The organism is Pseudomonas sp. SORGH_AS_0199 (genome assembly GCF_031453735.1).
Classification (GTDB): domain Bacteria; phylum Pseudomonadota; class Gammaproteobacteria; order Pseudomonadales; family Pseudomonadaceae; genus Chryseomonas; species Chryseomonas aestiva.
The window spans coordinates 1-18328 of record NZ_JAVJAE010000001.1 but is presented as its reverse complement, the minus strand read 5'-3'; the positions used below and the strand labels follow the sequence as shown (position 1 = coordinate 18328).

17 protein-coding genes, 2 tRNA genes and 2 rRNA genes are annotated in these 18328 nt (G+C 61.5%); 10 read left to right on the top strand and 11 right to left on the bottom strand.

From position 1 onward, the window contains the following. Window positions 1-4: 4 nt before the first annotated feature. From QE444_RS00100 to QE444_RS00080, 5 genes are all read right to left on the bottom strand, one after another. Window positions 5-577: a HupE/UreJ family protein gene (locus QE444_RS00100; RefSeq protein WP_187980454.1), complete on the bottom strand. Its 573-nt coding sequence runs from the start codon at window positions 575-577 to the stop codon at window positions 5-7. 173 nt (window positions 578-750) lie between these two features. Next, complete coding sequence (gene ureG, locus QE444_RS00095) at window positions 751-1365, bottom strand: urease accessory protein UreG (RefSeq protein WP_285389259.1); 615 nt, start codon at window positions 1363-1365, stop codon at window positions 751-753. Window positions 1366-1376: 11 nt separating this feature from the next. Then, entirely contained in the window at window positions 1377-2048 is a 672-nt protein-coding gene (locus QE444_RS00090) for an urease accessory protein UreF (RefSeq protein ID WP_187980452.1), read from the bottom strand. Next, window positions 2045-2545 (bottom strand): urease accessory protein UreE, encoded by a 501-nt coding sequence (gene ureE, locus QE444_RS00085; protein ID WP_187980451.1) that lies wholly within the window; start codon window positions 2543-2545, stop codon window positions 2045-2047. The genes QE444_RS00090 and ureE overlap by 4 nt, the downstream gene beginning before the upstream one ends. A 97-nt stretch (window positions 2546-2642) precedes the next feature. Continuing rightward, a complete protein-coding gene (locus QE444_RS00080; RefSeq protein ID WP_187980450.1) occupies window positions 2643-3335 on the bottom strand; it encodes a TetR family transcriptional regulator in 693 nt (230 codons plus the stop codon). Window positions 3336-3451: 116 nt separating this feature from the next. Here QE444_RS00080 and pcaQ point away from each other — a divergent pair, with 116 nt between their 5' ends. From pcaQ to pcaG, 3 genes are all read left to right on the top strand, one after another. Then, a complete protein-coding gene (gene pcaQ, locus QE444_RS00075) occupies window positions 3452-4375 on the top strand; it encodes a pca operon transcription factor PcaQ (protein WP_285389254.1) in 924 nt (307 codons plus the stop codon). A gap of 99 nt (window positions 4376-4474) precedes the next feature. Then, window positions 4475-5200 carry a protocatechuate 3,4-dioxygenase subunit beta gene (gene pcaH / locus QE444_RS00070; protein WP_285389251.1) on the top strand — a complete coding sequence of 242 codons (726 nt, stop codon included), beginning with the start codon at window positions 4475-4477 and terminating at the stop codon, window positions 5198-5200. Window positions 5201-5210: 10 nt separating this feature from the next. Beyond that, a complete protein-coding gene (gene pcaG, locus QE444_RS00065) occupies window positions 5211-5822 on the top strand; it encodes a protocatechuate 3,4-dioxygenase subunit alpha (RefSeq protein ID WP_158893737.1) in 612 nt (203 codons plus the stop codon). A gap of 59 nt (window positions 5823-5881) precedes the next feature. Here the strand turns inward: pcaG and coq7 are convergent, their stop codons facing one another. From coq7 to hemJ, 4 genes are all read right to left on the bottom strand, one after another. After that, window positions 5882-6529 carry a 2-polyprenyl-3-methyl-6-methoxy-1,4-benzoquinone monooxygenase gene (gene coq7 / locus QE444_RS00060; protein ID WP_187980448.1) on the bottom strand — a complete coding sequence of 216 codons (648 nt, stop codon included), beginning with the start codon at window positions 6527-6529 and terminating at the stop codon, window positions 5882-5884. A 40-nt stretch (window positions 6530-6569) separates the two neighbouring features. After that, window positions 6570-6911 (bottom strand): histidine triad nucleotide-binding protein, encoded by a 342-nt coding sequence (locus QE444_RS00055; protein ID WP_017642985.1) that lies wholly within the window; start codon window positions 6909-6911, stop codon window positions 6570-6572. Window positions 6912-6992: 81 nt separating this feature from the next. Beyond that, window positions 6993-7781 (bottom strand): SDR family oxidoreductase, encoded by a 789-nt coding sequence (locus tag QE444_RS00050; RefSeq protein WP_285389243.1) that lies wholly within the window; start codon window positions 7779-7781, stop codon window positions 6993-6995. 48 nt (window positions 7782-7829) lie between these two features. After that, a complete protein-coding gene (gene hemJ / locus QE444_RS00045; RefSeq protein ID WP_058792657.1) occupies window positions 7830-8255 on the bottom strand; it encodes a protoporphyrinogen oxidase HemJ in 426 nt (141 codons plus the stop codon). 174 nt (window positions 8256-8429) lie between these two features. Between hemJ and erpA the strand changes: the two genes are divergently transcribed. Continuing rightward, complete coding sequence (erpA, locus tag QE444_RS00040) at window positions 8430-8780, top strand: iron-sulfur cluster insertion protein ErpA (protein WP_007162616.1); 351 nt, start codon at window positions 8430-8432, stop codon at window positions 8778-8780. 30 nt (window positions 8781-8810) lie between these two features. Here erpA and QE444_RS00035 read toward each other — a convergent pair whose 3' ends face one another. Further along, entirely contained in the window at window positions 8811-9896 is a 1086-nt protein-coding gene (locus QE444_RS00035) for an anhydro-N-acetylmuramic acid kinase (RefSeq protein ID WP_285389239.1), read from the bottom strand. Between the two features lies 1 nt (window position 9897). Continuing rightward, a complete protein-coding gene (locus QE444_RS00030) occupies window positions 9898-11136 on the bottom strand; it encodes a peptidoglycan DD-metalloendopeptidase family protein (RefSeq protein ID WP_285389237.1) in 1239 nt (412 codons plus the stop codon). Here QE444_RS00030 and QE444_RS23450 point away from each other — a divergent pair. The 6 genes from QE444_RS23450 (at window position 11119) to QE444_RS00005 (ending at window position 18183) form a co-directional block, all read left to right on the top strand. After that, window positions 11119-11355, top strand: a complete 237-nt coding sequence (locus QE444_RS23450; protein ID WP_231500985.1) for a hypothetical protein — start codon at window positions 11119-11121, stop codon at window positions 11353-11355. The genes QE444_RS00030 and QE444_RS23450 overlap by 18 nt on opposite strands. A gap of 145 nt (window positions 11356-11500) precedes the next feature. After that, window positions 11501-12700, top strand: coding sequence for a tyrosine--tRNA ligase (tyrS, locus tag QE444_RS00025; protein ID WP_208693709.1), 1200 nt, complete (start codon window positions 11501-11503; stop codon window positions 12698-12700). A gap of 506 nt (window positions 12701-13206) precedes the next feature. Beyond that, window positions 13207-14743, top strand: a 16S ribosomal RNA gene (locus QE444_RS00020). 97 nt (window positions 14744-14840) lie between these two features. Continuing rightward, window positions 14841-14917, top strand: a tRNA-Ile gene (locus QE444_RS00015). A 6-nt stretch (window positions 14918-14923) separates the two neighbouring features. Continuing rightward, a tRNA-Ala gene (locus QE444_RS00010) sits at window positions 14924-14999 on the top strand. 291 nt (window positions 15000-15290) lie between these two features. Beyond that, window positions 15291-18183 (top strand): 23S ribosomal RNA (locus QE444_RS00005). The 16S and 23S rRNA genes sit together here with 2 tRNA genes alongside, the layout of an rRNA operon. Window positions 18184-18328: the final 145 nt, after the last annotated feature.

Below are 18328 nucleotides of genomic sequence, written 5' to 3'. Positions count from 1 at the left end.
CGGATCAGGCGGCGAGCAGCCAGCCCCCGGCCACAGCGGTGGCGACGCCGGCCAGTCGCACCAGCGGCGTGGCCGCCTGGGGCAGGTAGCGCACCACGGCATAGCCCAGGCCATGCAGGGTGGCGGTGGCGGCGACGAAGCCCAGGGCATAGGCCCAGGGATTGCCCATCTCCGGCAGCTCCAGACCATGGGCCACGCCATGGAACAGCGCGAAGGCGGCGGTCAGGCCGACGGCGGCGGCCACCGGCGGACGGGCGGCCAGGGCCACCAGCAGGCCCAGCGCCAGCACCGAGGCGGCGATGCCGGTCTCGAGCAAGGGCAGCTCCAGCCCGGTGAAGCCCAGCAGGCCGCCGATCAGCATGGTGCCGACAAAGGTGCAGGGCAGCGCCAGGCGCGCCTTGCCCTGCTGCTGGGCGGCCCAGAGACCCACGGCGAGCATGGCCAGCAGGTGGTCGAGACCGGTCAGGGGGTGCAGCACCCCGGCGGCCAGGCCATTCTCGGCATGACCCGGATGGGCAAAGGCCAGGGCCGGGGCGAGCAGCAGGGCGGCGGTGGCGAGGATCTTGGCGTGTTTCATGGGGGCTCCTTGAGTGATGAAATCCTGGACTCATAACCTGCTCACGACCTGCTGCGCGTCGGCCAAACGGCGTTGAAAAGTCCTTCGGAATGCTCATTTACCATTTGTAAACTCCGCTTCCTCAGGCCTTTTCGCCTTGTTTGTCTCTAGCTCGCGAGGTCGTGAGCAGGTTCCTAGGCGGCGGTCAGCAGACCCTGCTTCTCGATGAAGGCGATGATCTCTTCCAGGCCCACACCGGTCTTCTGATTGCTGAAGACGAAGGGCTTGTCGCCGCGCATCTTGCGGGTGTCGCGATCCATCACCTCCAGGGAGGCGCCGACCTGCTCCGCCAGGTCGATCTTGTTGATCACCAGCAGATCCGACTTGCAGATGCCGGGGCCACCCTTGCGCGGCAGCTTGTCGCCGGCCGAGACGTCGATGACGTAGAGGGTCAGGTCGGACAGCTCCGGGCTGAAGGTGGCGGACAGGTTGTCGCCGCCGGACTCCACCAGGATCAGGTCCAGGCCGGGAAAGCGGCGGTTGAGCTGATTCACCGCTTCCAGGTTGATGGAGGCGTCTTCGCGGATGGCGGTGTGCGGACAGCCGCCGGTCTCCACGCCCAGGATACGCTCGGGCGCCAGGGCTTCGTTGCGCACCAGAAAATCGGCGTCCTCGCGGGTGTAGATGTCGTTGGTCACCACCGCCAGGTTGTAGCGCTCGCGCAGGGCGCGGCAGAGGGCCAGGGTGAGGGCGGTCTTGCCGGAGCCGACCGGTCCGCCGATACCGACGCGCAGGGGTTGGGTAGTCATCAGGAGATCTCCTAGGAACGGAACAGGCGGCTGTACTGCCGCTCGTGGGCCATGCTGCTGAGGGCCAGGCCGAAGGGGGCGCCGCCCCAGGTCGCTTCGGGCAGGGCCGCGGCGTGCTCGGCCACGGCGGTCAGGGTCGGCAGCAGAAGGGAGGTGAGGCGCTGGGCGGCTTGCTGGCCCAGCGGCAGGGTTTTCATCAGTACCGCCAGCTGATTTTCCAGCCAGGTCCACAGCCAGGCGTCCAGGGCGGCCCGGGGGGCGATGGCCCAGGCCCGGGCGGCCAGCGCCCAACCCAGGGCGAAGGTCGGGGCCAGCTCGCCGAGCAGACGGCGGCTGGCGTCATCCAGCTCCGGCAGTCCGAGCAGCAGCTGCGCCAGGGAATAGCCGGTCTGGCGACTTTCCAGCTGGAATTCCGCGGTCTCGCGACTGGCACGGTGACGCTCGGCCAGTGCGCCCAGGCGAGTCCAGTCGCCCTCCGCGGCGGCTTGGCAATGGGCCAGCAGCAGCGGCGCCTCGAAGCGGGCGAGATTGAGTTCGAGGCTGTCACGCAGCCAAGTCTCGGCCTCCACCGCGCTGCGGATCAGGCCGCTGTCGATGGCCAGTTCCAGTCCCTGGGAATAGCTGTAGCCGCCAATCGGCAGCTGGGGACTGGCCAGGCGCAGCAGGGCGAAGGGCGAATTCACGTGCGCACGCCGAAGTGGTGCAGCTTGGGTGCGTAGTTGAAACCTTCCTCGCCATGGCGCGAGTGATGGTGACCGCCGCCGTAGGCGCCGTGCTCGGGCTGGAAGCCGGCCTCGATCTCGCTGACCCGGGCGCCGAGCTGCTCCAGCATGGCCTTGAGCACATAGTCGTCCAGCAGCCGCAGCCAGCCGTCACCGATCTGCAGGGCGACGTGGCGATTGCCCAGGTGGTAGGCGGCGCGGGTCAGTTCGAAGGCGCTGGCGCAGGTCACATGCAGCAGTTTTTCCGGCCGGGCGACGATGCGCACGATGCGGCCATCGCGGGCTTCCAGACAGTCGCCATCGGCCAGCGGCGGTTGTCCGCGTTCGAGGAACAGGCCGACGTCTTCGCCAGCGCTGGTGGTGGCTCTCAGGCGACTCTTGCTGCGGGCGTCGTAGGTGAGGTGGAGTTCGGCGTCCCAGGTATCCCGGGGTGCGCAGCGGCTTTGGACGACCAGCATGGCAGGACTCTTGGCAGTTTTGCCCAGCTCTACAGCAAGGGGCCTGCCAAGGCGCGCAAGTCGCCTGGTTCTGGGGCGCTGAAAGTTGACCTGGCGATCAGGTTGCTCTTATTTGGTGCGCCATTGCATCGGCTAGCAGGGCGACGCCCTCCTTTGGGGCATTGGTGCGCTCGCCGCGCCGCCAGTGCTTGCTACCGATCAGGATCAGCTTGAGTTGCTGCACCATCTTCGCCGCCGGCCACAGCGGTGGCGGTGTGGTCAGCGGCGGCGGATCGATCAGCTCCGGCAGGGTGGCGAATACCGTCTTCACCACCAGGTCGGCCAGGACATCGATCTGCGACGGACTCAGATGGGGCAGCCGACCCAGGGCGAGCAGGTCGCGGGCCAGGTCCTGGGTGATGCGCTGGCGCAACTCGGCAATGGCCTGGCGCACGGCCTGGGAGCCGCCGTATTGCTCACGGGCGAGAAAGAGGAACTGATCGCGGTTGTCGCTCACGGCGCCGAGAAAGATCTCCACCGAGGCCTCGATCATGCCGCGCTGCTGCAATTCGTGATGACGCACCTGGCGCAGGGCGTCGCGGAAGGTGTCGCCCACCTCGGCCACCAGGGCCAGGCCGAAGGTTTCCATGTCGCTGAAGTGGCGATAGAAGCCCGCCGGGACGATGCCGGCCTGGCGACTCACCTCGCGCAGGCTGAGACTGCCGAAGCCGCGGCCGCTGTTCATCAGCAGGCGCGCCGATTCCAGCAGCGCCTGGCGCGTTTGCAGCTTCTGCTGGGCACGGATCGACATGGAGAGATTCCGGAAGAGAAGGCGGCACTGTAGCAAAGGATGCCCCTGCTGACTCCAAGGGTTTTCCACGACCGCCGGGTGGTAGTCTCTGGCCCGAGCCTTGCCTTGAGAGCGTCATGAATCTCGACAACCGCATCAAATTCCGGCATCTGCTGTGTTTCCTGGAGATCGCCCAGCAGCGCAGCTTCGCCAAGGCGGCCGATGCCATCGCTGTATCCCAGCCGGCCATTTCCAAGACCATCCGCGAACTCGAGGAGATTCTCGAGGTGCGCCTGTTCGAGCGTGGCAAGGGCGAGGTGACCCTCACCGAAGCCGGCCTGCTGTTCCTGCGCCATGCCGGTCCCTGCGTCCAGGCCCTGCGTGAGGGAATGGAGCTGGTGCGCGGCGGCGAGGCCGGTGGCCTGGTACGGGTCGGGGTCCTGTCGACGGTGGAAAGCCAGGTGCTGCCCGAGGTCCTGGCGCGGCTGCACGAGCGGCACCGGCAATTGATCGTCAACGTCGCCACCGGCCCCAGCGCCTACCTGCTGGGTCAGCTGCGAGTCGGCGATCTGGATCTGGTGGTCGGTCGCATGACCGACAGCCCCGACATCCACGGCCTCGACTTCGAGCACCTCTATACCGAGGCCCTGACCCTGGTGGTCCGTCCGGGGCATCCGCTGAACGAGGCGCTGCCGGCGGATCTGGCGACCCTGGCGCGCTATCCCCTGGTGCTGCCGTTGCCCGGTACCACCATCCGCCGCCACGCCGAGAGTCTCTTCGTGCAATGCGGTATCCCACTCAGTCCCCAGCGGCTGGAAACTCTGTCGCCGACCCTCAGCCGCCAGTATGTCCGCCAGAGCGAGGCCCTGTGGATCGCTCCGCGGGATGCGGTGCGTCGCGACCTGGCCAGCGGCGAGCTGATCGAGGTGGAGCTTGGCGTCCGCGAAGCCGGCGGCTCGGTCGGCATCTGCCGCAATGGCAGCGTGTCCCTGTCGCTGGCCACCCAGAGATTCTGCGACGTCCTGCGCGAGGTGGCCGGCGACTTGATCCTTAACCATTAGGTTATGGGTCAGGGCGCAGCTTTCAATTCAGCCAGGCGGCGACCTGGGCCACACTGGGATCAGCCAGTCTTGGCCCCGATCCTTCCGTGGAGCATTCCAATGCATAACAAGCCCCACGACGTTCGCTACGTCGCCCGTGATCGCACCTGGCATCCCCAGGCCTATACGCCCGCCTACAAATCCTCGATTCCCCGCTCACCGCGCCAGGCGCTGGTCAGTCTGCAGCACCAGACCGCGTCCGAGCGCAGCGGCCCGGACTTCTCGCGGCTGCCGCTCGGGCCGCACGACAACGACCTGCTGCTCAACTTCGGCACCGGTCAGTTGCCCCAGGGCGAACGCATCATCCTGTTCGGCACCCTGCGTGACCAATTCGGCAAGCCGGTGCCCAATTCCCTGGTGGAGATCTGGCAGGCCAACGCTGGCGGCCGCTACCGGCACAAGAACGATGTCTACCTGGCGCCGCTCGATCCCAACTTCGGTGGCGTCGGCCGCACCCGTACCGACAGCCAGGGCAACTATGTCTTCCGCACCGTCCGCCCGGGTCCCTATCCCTGGCGCAACGGCAGCAACGACTGGCGTCCGGCGCACATCCATGTCTCGGTCATGGGGCCGGCCATCGCCACCCGGCTGATCACCCAGCTCTATTTCGAAGGCGATCCGCTGATCCCTCTGTGCCCCATCGTCAAGTCCATTGCCGATCCCGCCGCGGTGCAGACCCTCATCGCCCGCCTGGACATGAGCATGGCCAATCCCATGGACTGCCTGGCCTATCGCTTCGACATCGTCACCCGCGGCGCGCGGCAGACGTTCTTCGAACATCATTGAGGACGCCGACATGATCCCCAACCGCCACGACCTGCTACCGGAAACCCCCTCCCAGACCGCCGGCCCCTATGTGCATATCGGCCTGGCTCTGGCCGCCGCCGGCAATCCCACCCGCGCGGTCGAGATCTGGAACGAGCTGGCCAGGCCCGATGCTCCTGGCGAGCACATCCTGCTCACCGGCCAGGTGTTTGACGGCAACGGCAACCTGGTGCGCGATTCCTTCCTGGAGTTCTGGCAGGCCGACCATGAGGGTCAGTACGACCCGGTCTACGACGTGGAAAAGGCCTTCAACGGCTTCGGTCGCACCGCCACCACCTTCGACGCCGGTGACTGGACGCTGCACACCATCAAGCCCGGCCAGGTCGCCGACCAGCGCGGCCAGCCCATGGCGCCGCACATCAACGTCACCCTGTTCGCCCGCGGCATCAACATCCACCTGCAGACCCGCCTCTACTTCGACGATGAAGCCGAGGCCAACGCCCGCTGTCCGGTCTACAACCTGCCGGAGCCGGAGCGCCGCCCCACCCTGCTGGCGCGCCGTTGCGAAATCGATGGCCGCCTGGCCTATCGCTTCGACATCCATCTGCAGGGTCCGCAGGAAACCGTCTTCTTCGATATCTAGCGTTGCAGACAGCAAAAAGCCCTGCCGAGGCAGGGCTTTTCGTGGGCGCCAACCGCAGGTCAGATGCGGTAGGTGGTCTTGGTCATCACCTTGGACACCAGGCTCATGCCGTATTTGACCGGCGTGGGAAAGCGCCAGCCACCGGCCGCCAGAGCGTGCTCGGCGTGTTGCTCCTCGTCGATACGCATCTGTTCCAGCACTGCACGGGACTTGGCGTCGGCTGCCGGCAGCGTGTCCAGGTGCTCGTCCAGATGGCGGCAGACCTGATCCTCGGTGGCGGCGACGAAGCCCAGACTCAGGCGATCGCTGATCAGTCCGGCACCGGCGCCGATCCCGAAGGACAGGCCATAGAACAGCGGGTTGAGCAGGCTGGGACGCTCACCCAGGGCACGGATGCGCTGCTCGCACCAAGCCAGGTGATCAATCTCTTCGTCTGCCGAACGCTCCATTTCCTCCCTGACTTCCGGCAACTTGGCAGTCAGCGCCTGACCCTGGTACAGCGCCTGGGCGCAGACCTCGCCGGTGTGGTTGATGCGCATGAGGCCGGCCGCGTGACGGCGTTCCTCGTCGCTCAGCTCGGCATCCTTGAGTGGAATGGCCGGCGAGCTGCGCGTGGGAGCGCCACTGAAGGGCGTCAGGGTACGCAGAGCGGTATCGGCCTGGATCAGCAGTCGATCGAGTGGGGAGTAGAGGCGCTTGGATCTCAAGGTGATCTCCTTGGCGGGCGAAGGGAGGAGAGAACGTGGCTCAGCCCGGAGGCCAGGTCATCTGCCGCTTGCCCAGCACATGCATATGGATGTGATAGACCGTCTGGCCACCCAGGGCGTTGCAATTCATCGCGACGCGGAAGCCTTCTTCGCAGCCCTGCTCCTGCGCCAGGCGCTGGGCGGTGAAGAGGATATGGCCGGCGAGCTGCTTGTCATCGGCCTCGCTGAGGTCGTGCAGGGTCGCGATGTGCTTCTTGGGGATGACCAGAAAGTGCACGGGCGCCTGCGGGGCGATGTCATGGAAGGCCATGACCTGATCATCCTCGTAGAGCACCTTGGCCGGAATGTCCCCGGCGACGATCTTGCAGAACAGACAATCCACGTCGATCTCCTGCTGGCTGAATAGACCTTGAGTGTACCAGCGGCTACCGCCCACCGGCAGGTTCGACTGGCGGGATCACCCTTACGCGGGTTGAAAGAGTTTGCCGACCCGCACCGCGGCCGAACGCACCAGGGCGCGGGGGAAGAAGCGCGGCAACAGGCTTCCCAGGCGATTGCGCCAGCCCGGGACGATCACCGCCTGGCGCCTTTCCAACCCGCGCACCGCGGCCAGGGCTACCTCCTCGGCGGACATCAGCAGCTTGCCTTGCTCCATGCGCCCGGTGTGCAGCCCGGCATTCTTGAAGAAGGAGGTACGGGTCGGCCCGGGGCAGAGCACCGACACCGACACGCCGCGCTTCTTGAGCTCTTCGCGCAGGCCCTCGGAGAAGTGCAGCACATAGGCCTTGGTCGCCGCATAGCTGCTCATGTAGGGAATGGGCTGGAAGGCCGCGGTCGAGGCGACATTGAGAATCTGACCGCCACCCTGGATCGCCATGTGCTGGCCCAGGGCATGGCACAGGCGGGTGAGCGCCAGGATGTTCAGCTCCAGTTGCTCCTGCACCCGCGGCCAGTCGGCGGCGAGAAAATCCCCGCCGCTGCCGATCCCGGCGCAATTGACCAGCAGGCCGATGGCTCTCTCGCTCTGCTCCAGCTCGTGCAGCAGACCGGTCAGGTGCAGCGGCTCCGCCAGGTCGCAGACCCGGTACAGTACCTCCACGTCGAAGCGCTGGGCCAGTTCGGCGGCGATGCTCTCCAGCTTGTCCTTGCGCCGCGCCAGCAGGATCAGCGGCTGACCCCGCCGCGCCAGGGCCTCGGCCAGGGCCAGACCGATCCCGCACGAGGCACCGGTTACCAGGGCATAACGCTGCATACTGCTTTCTCCAGGAAAACGCCGGTCGCCGGCGGATCTGCCGCGCACCTAGTAAGGTTTGACCACCACCAGAATGACGATGGCGATAAGCACCAGTACCGGCACCTCGTTGAACCAGCGGTAGAACACATGACTGCGCTTGTTCTCGCCACGCTCGAATCTCTTGCGCATGGCGCCGCAGACATGGTGATAGCCGATCAGCACCACCACCAGCGCCAGCTTGGTGTGCATCCAGCCCTGGGTCAGCCAGCTCGGATTGATCACCAGCAGGCCGATGCCGAACAGCAGCGTAAGGATCATCGCCGGCAGCATGATGCCGCGATACAGCTTGCGTTCCATCAGGCAGAAGCGCTCGTGGCTCACGGCGTCGCTGCTCTGGGCGTGATAGACGAACAGACGCGGCAGATAGAACAGGCCGGCGAACCAGCAGACCAGGGCAATCAGGTGGAAGGCTTTCAACCAAAGATAGAGCATCGGGGCGTTCTCCTTATCGGGCGGCGCGATATTAGAGTGGCGCTGCCGGCAAGTCATTCACTCCGGTCGTCTCGGCTGGCAGCCCATGGTCGCGCAATAGTTGACCGTTTTGCTCGGGCAAGCGGATAATTTCCTGACTGAATTGTGTTCGGCGCAAGCCGGGAGACTACGGCAATGACCATTGAAACCTTCACCCCGACCCCCCTGCAGTTCACCCTGGGCGCGGCCAGCAAGGTGAAGAACCTGATCGAGGAAGAGGGCAATCCCCGCCTGAAGCTGCGCGTCTTCGTCACGGGTGGCGGCTGCTCGGGCTTCCAGTACGGCTTTACCTTCGACGAAGATTCCGCCGACGACGACACCGTCATCGAGCGCGATGGTGTGCACCTGGTGGTGGATCCCATGAGCTTCCAGTACCTGGCCGGCGCCGAGGTGGACTACCAGGAAGGCCTGGAAGGCTCGCGTTTCGTCATCAAGAATCCCAACGCTGCCACCACCTGTGGCTGTGGTCAGTCCTTCTCCATCTGACCCGGCAACCCCCTCGGCTCAGCGCGCTGGCTAGTGCGGGTAAAGCGCACCCAGCACGCGAAGGCCACGGGCGCCGGTGACTTCCGGGCAGTTGCCGGGCAGGCGCTCGCAGAAGCGCTGGGCCAGCCAGGCAAAGGCCATGGCTTCCATCCAGTCCGGCGAGACGTCATAGGCCGTGGTGCTCTGCACCACGGCTGGCGCCAGCTGCCTGGCCAGACGCGCCATCAGGTCACGGTTGTGCGCCCCGCCGCCACAGACCAGCACCTCGTCCACCGCCTGGGCGGCCAGGATGCTCTCGGCGATGCTGCGAGCGCTCAGCTCGGCCAGGGTGGCCTGGACATCCGCCGGATCCAGCGCGTCATGCTGGGCGAGCTGTCCCTGTAGCCAGGGCAGATTGAAGTGCTCGCGCCCGGTGCTCTTCGGTCCGCTCTTCATGAAGAAGGGATCGCTCAGCAGCCGTTGCAGCAGCGCCGGCACGACCTGCCCCTGCGCCGCCCAGGCGCCATCGGCATCGAAGAATCGCCCCTGACTGTGGTGGATCCAGGCATCCAGCAGCACATTGCCCGGTCCGCAATCGAAGCCCCGTACGGGCAGACCCGGCGCCAGCAGGGTCACGTTGCTGAAGCCACCGATATTGAGTACCGCACGCGGGCCTTCCAGGCCGAAGAGATCGGCATGGAAGGCCGGGACCAGGGGTGCCCCCTGACCCCCGGCGGCCAGGTCGCGACGGCGGAAGTCGGCGACCACGTCGATACCGCTCAACTCGGCCAGCAGGGCGGCATCGCCGATCTGCAGGGTGTAGCCCTGTGCCGGTAGATGGCGGATGGTCTGGCCGTGGCTGCCCACGGCGCGGATATCCGCGGAGGTCAGTCCCTGCTGGGCCAGCAGCTCGGCGATACCCCGGGCGGCCAGCCTGACCCAGGCCTGTTCGGCCCGGGCGATGCGCTCGATCTCGTTGTCGCCGGGCGCGCACAGCGCCAGCAGCTCCTGGCGTAGCGCGTCCGGCATGGGCACGCCCAGGGCGGCGACGAAACGGGTCCGCTCGTCCTGTTCGATCAAGGCAACATCCAGTCCATCCAGACTGGTGCCGGACATTACCCCCAGGTAGCGCTTCATCTCAGCGCTTGTTCATCGCGAGCAGAGAAGCGCGCTCCTGGTCCATGCGGGCCATGAGCGGCTGGCTCTGCGCCAGGAAACGCGAGATCTCGTTCTTGGCGATGGGATCGGCCATGGGCAGCTTCACCCCGAGCGGATCGACGTGGTTGCCGTTGATGCGGAACTCATAGTGCAGGTGCGGACCAGTCGCCAGGCCGGTCATGCCCACGTAGCCGATCACCTGGCCCTGCTTCACCGAGGCACCGGCCTGCATGCCCTTGGCGATCCGGCTCATGTGGCCATAGACGGTGGTGTAGGTCTTGCCGTGCTGGATCATCACCACGTTGCCGTAGCCATTCTCGCGACCGGACTTGGCGATCTTGCCATCGCCGGTAGCATGGATCGGCGTACCCGTGGGAGCGGCATAGTCGACGCCCTTGTGCGCGCGCATCTTGTTCAGCACCGGGTGGAAGCGGCCCATGGTGAAGCGCGAGCTGATCCGCGAGAACTCCACCGGGGTACGGATGAAGGCCTTGCGCATGCTGCCGCCTTCCGCCGTGTAGTAGTTGGTGGTGCCGTTCTTGGCGGTGTAGCGCACGGCCGTGTAGGCCTTGCCCTTGTTGACGAAGCGAGCGGCCAGGATATTGCCGTAGCCGACGTGCTTGCCATTGACCACCTTGTCCTCGTAGACCACCTCGAATTCGTCGCCCTCCTGGATGTCCAGCGCGAAGTCGATGTCGTAGCCGAAGATGGTGGCCAGCGCCATGGTCATGTCATGGGACAGCCCGGCCTTTTGCGCCGAGGCGAACAGCGAACTGCTGATCCGGCCCTGGGCATAGGCCTTGCGGATGTCCGGGGTGACGGTCTTGTGCTCGACCTCGTAGCCCTGGTCGGACTTGACCAGCGACAGGGTCTGCAACGCGGTGAGCTTGGTGCGCACCGCCAGCAGGTCACCCGAAGTATCACGCTGGAATTCGATCTTCTGGCCCACCCGCAGGCGAGTCAGCTTCTTGGCTTCCTTGCTGCTGGCCAGCACCTCGTGCACCACGGCAGCGGCAAGGCCGGCCCGCTCGAACAGGGTCGAGAGGGTGTCGCCCTTGCGCACGGTTTCGGTCTTCCACTGCGGCTCGACGCGTTCCGTGGCGGCAACTTCTTCTTCGGCAGGCGCTTCCTCGGCGGTCTGGGCTTCCGTCTGCTCCGGGGCTACCTGGGCAAAGGGGGAGGGGGACTGGGTGTCCGCGGCTTGAGTATCTGCGAGCACTTGCTCCTTCAGGTCATCCTGACCCTGCACGACGCGCCGGGCGTCCTGTTCAACATCCAGATTGATGGAAGTGCGTTTCGCCTCGACCTGCTGAGAGGGAAACACGAGCAAGGCCAGACTCAAGAGTGCGGCCACCCCGCTGGCGGCCACGAGGTGGCTTTTGGGGTAGAACGGACTTTTGGGGATTGGCTTCGTCATTTAGCTAAAGTGATGATCTGACGTTAAAAGAAGTGAATAACTGCCTAAAATATAATCAAAATCTGGCTGTCACAACCCTTTGGGGTGGTGATCCGACGTGCCGGCTGGCGGCTACTAGGGGCATCTTGATAAGGTTCACGCTTTCGAAATTCAGAGGCGAAGCCCCATGAAAACGGTCCAGGAGCAGCTGGCGGTCATCAAGCGTGGAGCAGATGAGCTACTCGTCGAGTCAGAGCTTGTAACAAAACTGGAGCGCGGCACCCCGTTGCGCATCAAGGCAGGCTTCGATCCGACCGCTCCGGATCTGCACCTCGGCCACACCGTGCTGATCAACAAGCTGCGCCAGTTCCAGGAGCTGGGCCATCAGGTCATCTTCCTGATCGGCGACTTCACCGGCATGATCGGCGACCCCAGTGGCAAGAGCGCCACCCGCCCACCACTGACCCGCGAGCAGGTGCTGGAGAATGCCGAGACCTACAAGGCCCAGGTATTCAAGATCCTTGATCCGGCGCGTACCGAAGTGGCCTTCAATGCCACCTGGATGGATCAGCTGTCGCCGGCCGACTTCATTCGTCTGTCTTCCCAGTACACCGTGGCGCGCATGCTCGAGCGCGACGACTTCAGCAAGCGTTACGCGGGCAACCAGCCCATCGCCATCCATGAGTTCCTCTATCCGCTGGTTCAGGGCTATGACTCCGTTGCCCTGCGCGCCGATGTCGAGCTGGGTGGTACCGACCAGAAATTCAACCTGCTCATGGGCCGCGAACTGCAGCGCGCCTACGGCCAGGAAGCCCAGTGCATCCTCACCATGCCGCTGCTCGAAGGTCTGGATGGTGTGAAGAAGATGTCCAAGTCCCTGGGCAACTACGTTGGGATCCAGGAAGCGCCGGGGGTCATGTACAACAAGCTGGTGTCCATTCCCGACACCCTCATGTGGCGCTACTTCGAGCTGCTCAGTTTCCGCAGCCTGGAAGAGATCGCCCAGTTCCGTAGCGATGTGGAGCAGGGCGCCAATCCCCGCGACATCAAGATCAAGCTCGCCGAAGAGATCGTCGCCCGCTTCCACGGGGAAGAAGCCGCCCAGACCGCCCACCGCTCCGCGGGTAACCGCATGAAGGATGGCGAGCTGCCGGAAGATCTGCCGGAAGTCGAGCTGGAAACCGATGCGGCGCTGCCGGTCGCTGCCGTCCTCAACAAGGCCGGGCTGGTGAAGAACGCTGCGGCAGCTCGCGATCTGCTGGCGGCAGGGAGCGTCAAGGTGGATGGCGAGGTGGTCGATCGTGGCTTCCTGTTCGAGATCGGCCGTACCTATATATGTCAGGCCGGCAAGAAGGCCTTTGCCCGCATCAGCGTCCGTCAGCAATAAATCTGAAATAACCTGTTGACCTGTCCTGAAACTCCCCTATAATGCGCCCCACTTCCAGCGCAGACGCTGAAGCGGCTTGAAAATCAAGCACTTAGGTCTGAGCCGGGCGAGGGGTCCACGGATTCTTCGCTGTTTGGTCTTCACCTCCGGGTGATGACGGGATGAAGCGGAGGGGGTTGACAGCGTCTCAGGATGCTGTAGGATTCGCCTCCCGCTGCCGAGATTGGCTAGACCAGTCAGGCAAGCGCAAGTGGTTGAGTTGAAACGGAAAAGTTCAAATCAACGCTTGACAGGATGTGAGGACAGCGTAGAATGCGCGCCTCGGTTAGCGACACGGTCGCAACCAACTGCTCTTTAACAAGTTGAATCAAGCAATTCGTGTGGGTGCTTGTGAGATAAGTCTGATGTCGCAAGATTATCAGCAACACAAGTAACTCGTGAATTCATGAGTTTTTTGCGATTGCTGAGCCAAGTTTAGGGTTTTCTCAAAACCCGATCAGTCTACTTAACTGAAGAGTTTGATCATGGCTCAGATTGAACGCTGGCGGCAGGCCTAACACATGCAAGTCGAGCGGATGAGAGGAGCTTGCTCCTCGATTCAGCGGCGGACGGGTGAGTAATGCCTAGGAATCTGCCTAGTAGTGGGGGACAACGTTTCGAAAGGAACGCTAATACCGCATACGTCCTACGGGAGAAAGTGGGGGATCTTCGGACCTCACGCTATTAGATGAGCCTAGGTCGGATTAGCTAGTTGGTAGGGTAAAGGCCTACCAAGGCGACGATCCGTAACTGGTCTGAGAGGATGATCAGTCACACTGGAACTGAGACACGGTCCAGACTCCTACGGGAGGCAGCAGTGGGGAATATTGGACAATGGGCGAAAGCCTGATCCAGCCATGCCGCGTGTGTGAAGAAGGCCCTCGGGTCGTAAAGCACTTTAAGTTGGGAGGAAGGGCTTACAGCGAATACCTGTGAGTTTTGACGTTACCGACAGAATAAGCACCGGCTAACTTCGTGCCAGCAGCCGCGGTAATACGAAGGGTGCAAGCGTTAATCGGAATTACTGGGCGTAAAGCGCGCGTAGGTGGCTTGATAAGTTGGATGTGAAATCCCCGGGCTCAACCTGGGAACTGCATCCAAAACTGTCTGGCTAGAGTGTGGTAGAGGGTAGTGGAATTTCCAGTGTAGCGGTGAAATGCGTAGATATTGGAAGGAACACCAGTGGCGAAGGCGACTACCTGGACTAACACTGACACTGAGGTGCGAAAGCGTGGGGAGCAAACAGGATTAGATACCCTGGTAGTCCACGCCGTAAACGATGTCAACTAGCCGTTGGGATCCTTGAGATCTTAGTGGCGCAGCTAACGCATTAAGTTGACCGCCTGGGGAGTACGGCCGCAAGGTTAAAACTCAAATGAATTGACGGGGGCCCGCACAAGCGGTGGAGCATGTGGTTTAATTCGAAGCAACGCGAAGAACCTTACCTGGCCTTGACATGCTGAGAACTTTCCAGAGATGGATTGGTGCCTTCGGGAACTCAGACACAGGTGCTGCATGGCTGTCGTCAGCTCGTGTCGTGAGATGTTGGGTTAAGTCCCGTAACGAGCGCAACCCTTGTCCTTAGTTACCAGCACGTTATGGTGGGCACTCTAAGGAGACTGCCGGTGACAAACCGGAGGAAGGTGGGGATGACGTCAAGTCATCATGGCCCTTACGGCCAGGGCTACACACGTGCTACAATGGTCGGTACAAAGGGTTGCCAAGCCGCGAGGTGGAGCTAATCCCATAAAACCGATCGTAGTCCGGATCGCAGTCTGCAACTCGACTGCGTGAAGTCGGAATCGCTAGTAATCGTGAATCAGAACGTCACGGTGAATACGTTCCCGGGCCTTGTACACACCGCCCGTCACACCATGGGAGTGGGTTGCTCCAGAAGTAGCTAGTCTAACCTTCGGGAGGACGGTTACCACGGAGTGATTCATGACTGGGGTGAAGTCGTAACAAGGTAGCCGTAGGGGAACCTGCGGCTGGATCACCTCCTTAATCGAAAGATGTCAGCTTGCTGGCAAGCACCCACACGAATTGCTTGATTCACTGATAGAAGAGCAATTGAGTTAGTTAGACTCAAGGTAAGACGATTGGGTCTGTAGCTCAGTTGGTTAGAGCGCACCCCTGATAAGGGTGAGGTCGGCAGTTCGAATCTGCCCAGACCCACCAATCGATGGGGCCATAGCTCAGCTGGGAGAGCGCCTGCCTTGCACGCAGGAGGTCAGGAGTTCGATCCTCCTTGGCTCCACCATCTCCACCTACCGCTAACGCGATTGCTTGAAAAGCTCAGACATGAGCGTTTGATGCGCCTTCCGGTGCAGCCCAAACTCTGATGTCTGGTCTTTGATCAGAACTGTTCTTTAAAAAATTGGGAAAGTGATAGAAGTAGACTGCATTAACTGTTTTCACTGGCAGTTAGTGTCGTCAAGGTAAAATCTTGCGAACTCAAGCGCAAGTTTTCGGCGAAATGTCGTCTTCACTCATGTAACGCCTGCAGATCGGTAGCGTCCTTGGATGCCAGCGAGATTGCTTGGGGTTATATGGTCAAGTGAAGAAGCGCATACGGTGGATGCCTTGGCAGTCAGAGGCGATGAAAGACGTGATAGCCTGCGATAAGCTTCGGTGAGGTGGCAAATGACCTGCGACCCGGAGATCTCTGAATGGGGAAACCCACCTAGCATAAGCTAGGTATCTTAACCTGAATCCATAGGGTTAAGAGGCGAACCAGGGGAACTGAAACATCTAAGTACCCTGAGGAAAAGAAATCAACCGAGATTCCCTTAGTAGTGGCGAGCGAACGGGGACCAGCCCTTAAGTTGATTTGAGAGTAGCGGAACGCTTTGGAAAAGGCGGCCATAGTGGGTGATAGCCCTGTACGCGAAACGCTCTTATCAATGAAATCGAGTAGGACGGGGCACGAGAAACCCTGTCTGAATATGGGGGGACCATCCTCCAAGGCTAAATACTCCTGACTGACCGATAGTGAACCAGTACCGTGAGGGAAAGGCGAAAAGAACCCCGGAGAGGGGAGTGAAATAGAACCTGAAACCGTATGCGTACAAGCAGTGGGAGCCTACTTTGTTAGGTGACTGCGTACCTTTTGTATAATGGGTCAGCGACTTATTTTCAGTGGCGAGCTTAACCGAATAGGGGAGGCGTAGCGAAAGCGAGTCTTAATAGGGCGTTTAGTCGCTGGGAATAGACCCGAAACCGGGCGATCTATCCATGAGCAGGTTGAAGGTTAGGTAACACTGACTGGAGGACCGAACCCACTTCCGTTGAAAAGGCAGGGGATGACTTGTGGATCGGAGTGAAAGGCTAATCAAGCTCGGAGATAGCTGGTTCTCCTCGAAAGCTATTTAGGTAGCGCCTCATGTATCACTCTGGGGGGTAGAGCACTGTTTCGGCTAGGGGGTCATCCCGACTTACCAAACCGATGCAAACTCCGAATACCCAGAAGTGCCGAGCATGGGAGACACACGGCGGGTGCTAACGTCCGTCGTGAAAAGGGAAACAACCCAGACCGTCAGCTAAGGTCCCAAAGTCCTGGTTAAGTGGTAAACGATGTGGGAAGGCTTAGACAGCTAGGAGGTTGGCTTAGAAGCAGCCACCCTTTAAAGAAAGCGTAATAGCTCACTAGTCGAGTCGGCCTGCGCGGAAGATGTAACGGGGCTCAAACCAGGCACCGAAGCTACGGGTATCACCTTTGGTGATGCGGTAGAGGAGCGTTCTGTAAGCCTGTGAAGGTGAGTTGAGAAGCTTGCTGGAGGTATCAGAAGTGCGAATGCTGACATGAGTAACGACAATGCGAGTGAAAAACTCGCACGCCGAAAGACCAAGGGTTCCTGCGCAACGTTAATCGACGCAGGGTGAGTCGGTCCCTAAGGCGAGGCTGAAAGGCGTAGTCGATGGGAAACGGGTTAATATTCCCGTACTTCTAGTTACTGCGATGGGGGGACGGAGAAGGCTAGGCCAGCTTGGCGTTGGTTGTCCAAGTTTAAGGTGGTAGGCTGACTGTTTAGGTAAATCCGGACAGTTAAGGCCGAGAGCTGATGACGATCCTTCTTTTAGAAGGAGAAGTGGTTGATGCCATGCTTCCAGGAAAAGCCTCTAAGCTTCAGGTAACTAGGAACCGTACCCCAAACCGACACAGGTGGTCGGGTAGAGAATACCAAGGCGCTTGAGAGAACTCGGGTGAAGGAACTAGGCAAAATGGCACCGTAACTTCGGGAGAAGGTGCGCCGGTGAGGGTGAAGGGTTTACCCCGTAAGCTCATGCCGGTCGAAGATACCAGGCCGCTGCGACTGTTTATTAAAAACACAGCACTCTGCAAACACGAAAGTGGACGTATAGGGTGTGACGCCTGCCCGGTGCCGGAAGGTTAATTGATGGGGTTAGCGCAAGCGAAGCTCTTGATCGAAGCCCCGGTAAACGGCGGCCGTAACTATAACGGTCCTAAGGTAGCGAAATTCCTTGTCGGGTAAGTTCCGACCTGCACGAATGGCGTAACGATGGCGGCGCTGTCTCCACCCGAGACTCAGTGAAATTGAAATCGCTGTGAAGATGCAGTGTATCCGCGGCTAGACGGAAAGACCCCGTGAACCTTTACTGTAGCTTTGCACTGGACTTTGAGCTTGCTTGTGTAGGATAGGTGGGAGGCTTTGAAGCGTGGACGCCAGTCTGCGTGGAGCCATCCTTGAAATACCACCCTGGCAATCTTGAGGTTCTAACTCTGGTCCGTTATCCGGATCGAGGACAGTGTATGGTGGGCAGTTTGACTGGGGCGGTCTCCTCCTAAAGAGTAACGGAGGAGTACGAAGGTGCGCTCAGACCGGTCGGAAATCGGTCGTAGAGTATAAAGGCAAAAGCGCGCTTGACTGCGAGACAGACACGTCGAGCAGGTACGAAAGTAGGTCTTAGTGATCCGGTGGTTCTGTATGGAAGGGCCATCGCTCAACGGATAAAAGGTACTCCGGGGATAACAGGCTGATACCGCCCAAGAGTTCATATCGACGGCGGTGTTTGGCACCTCGATGTCGGCTCATCACATCCTGGGGCTGAAGCCGGTCCCAAGGGTATGGCTGTTCGCCATTTAAAGTGGTACGCGAGCTGGGTTTAGAACGTCGTGAGACAGTTCGGTCCCTATCTGCCGTGGACGTTTGAGATTTGAGAGGGGCTGCTCCTAGTACGAGAGGACCGGAGTGGACGAACCTCTGGTGTTCCGGTTGTCACGCCAGTGGCATTGCCGGGTAGCTATGTTCGGAAGAGATAACCGCTGAAAGCATCTAAGCGGGAAACTTGCCTCAAGATGAGATCTCACTGGAGCCTTGAGCTTCCTGAAGGGCCGTCGAAGACTACGACGTTGATAGGTCGGGTGTGTAAGCGCTGTGAGGCGTTGAGCTAACCGATACTAATTGCCCGTGAGGCTTGACCATATAACACCCAAACAATCTGACCGTGGTCAGAGCGTGAGGAAGACGACGCCGAAAACGGGCGCGTGGGTTCGCAAGACCCAAGACGAGTTGTCTACTTCGATCACAGACCCAATTGGGCCAGCTAGGCAGCCTCATCGCCTGGTCG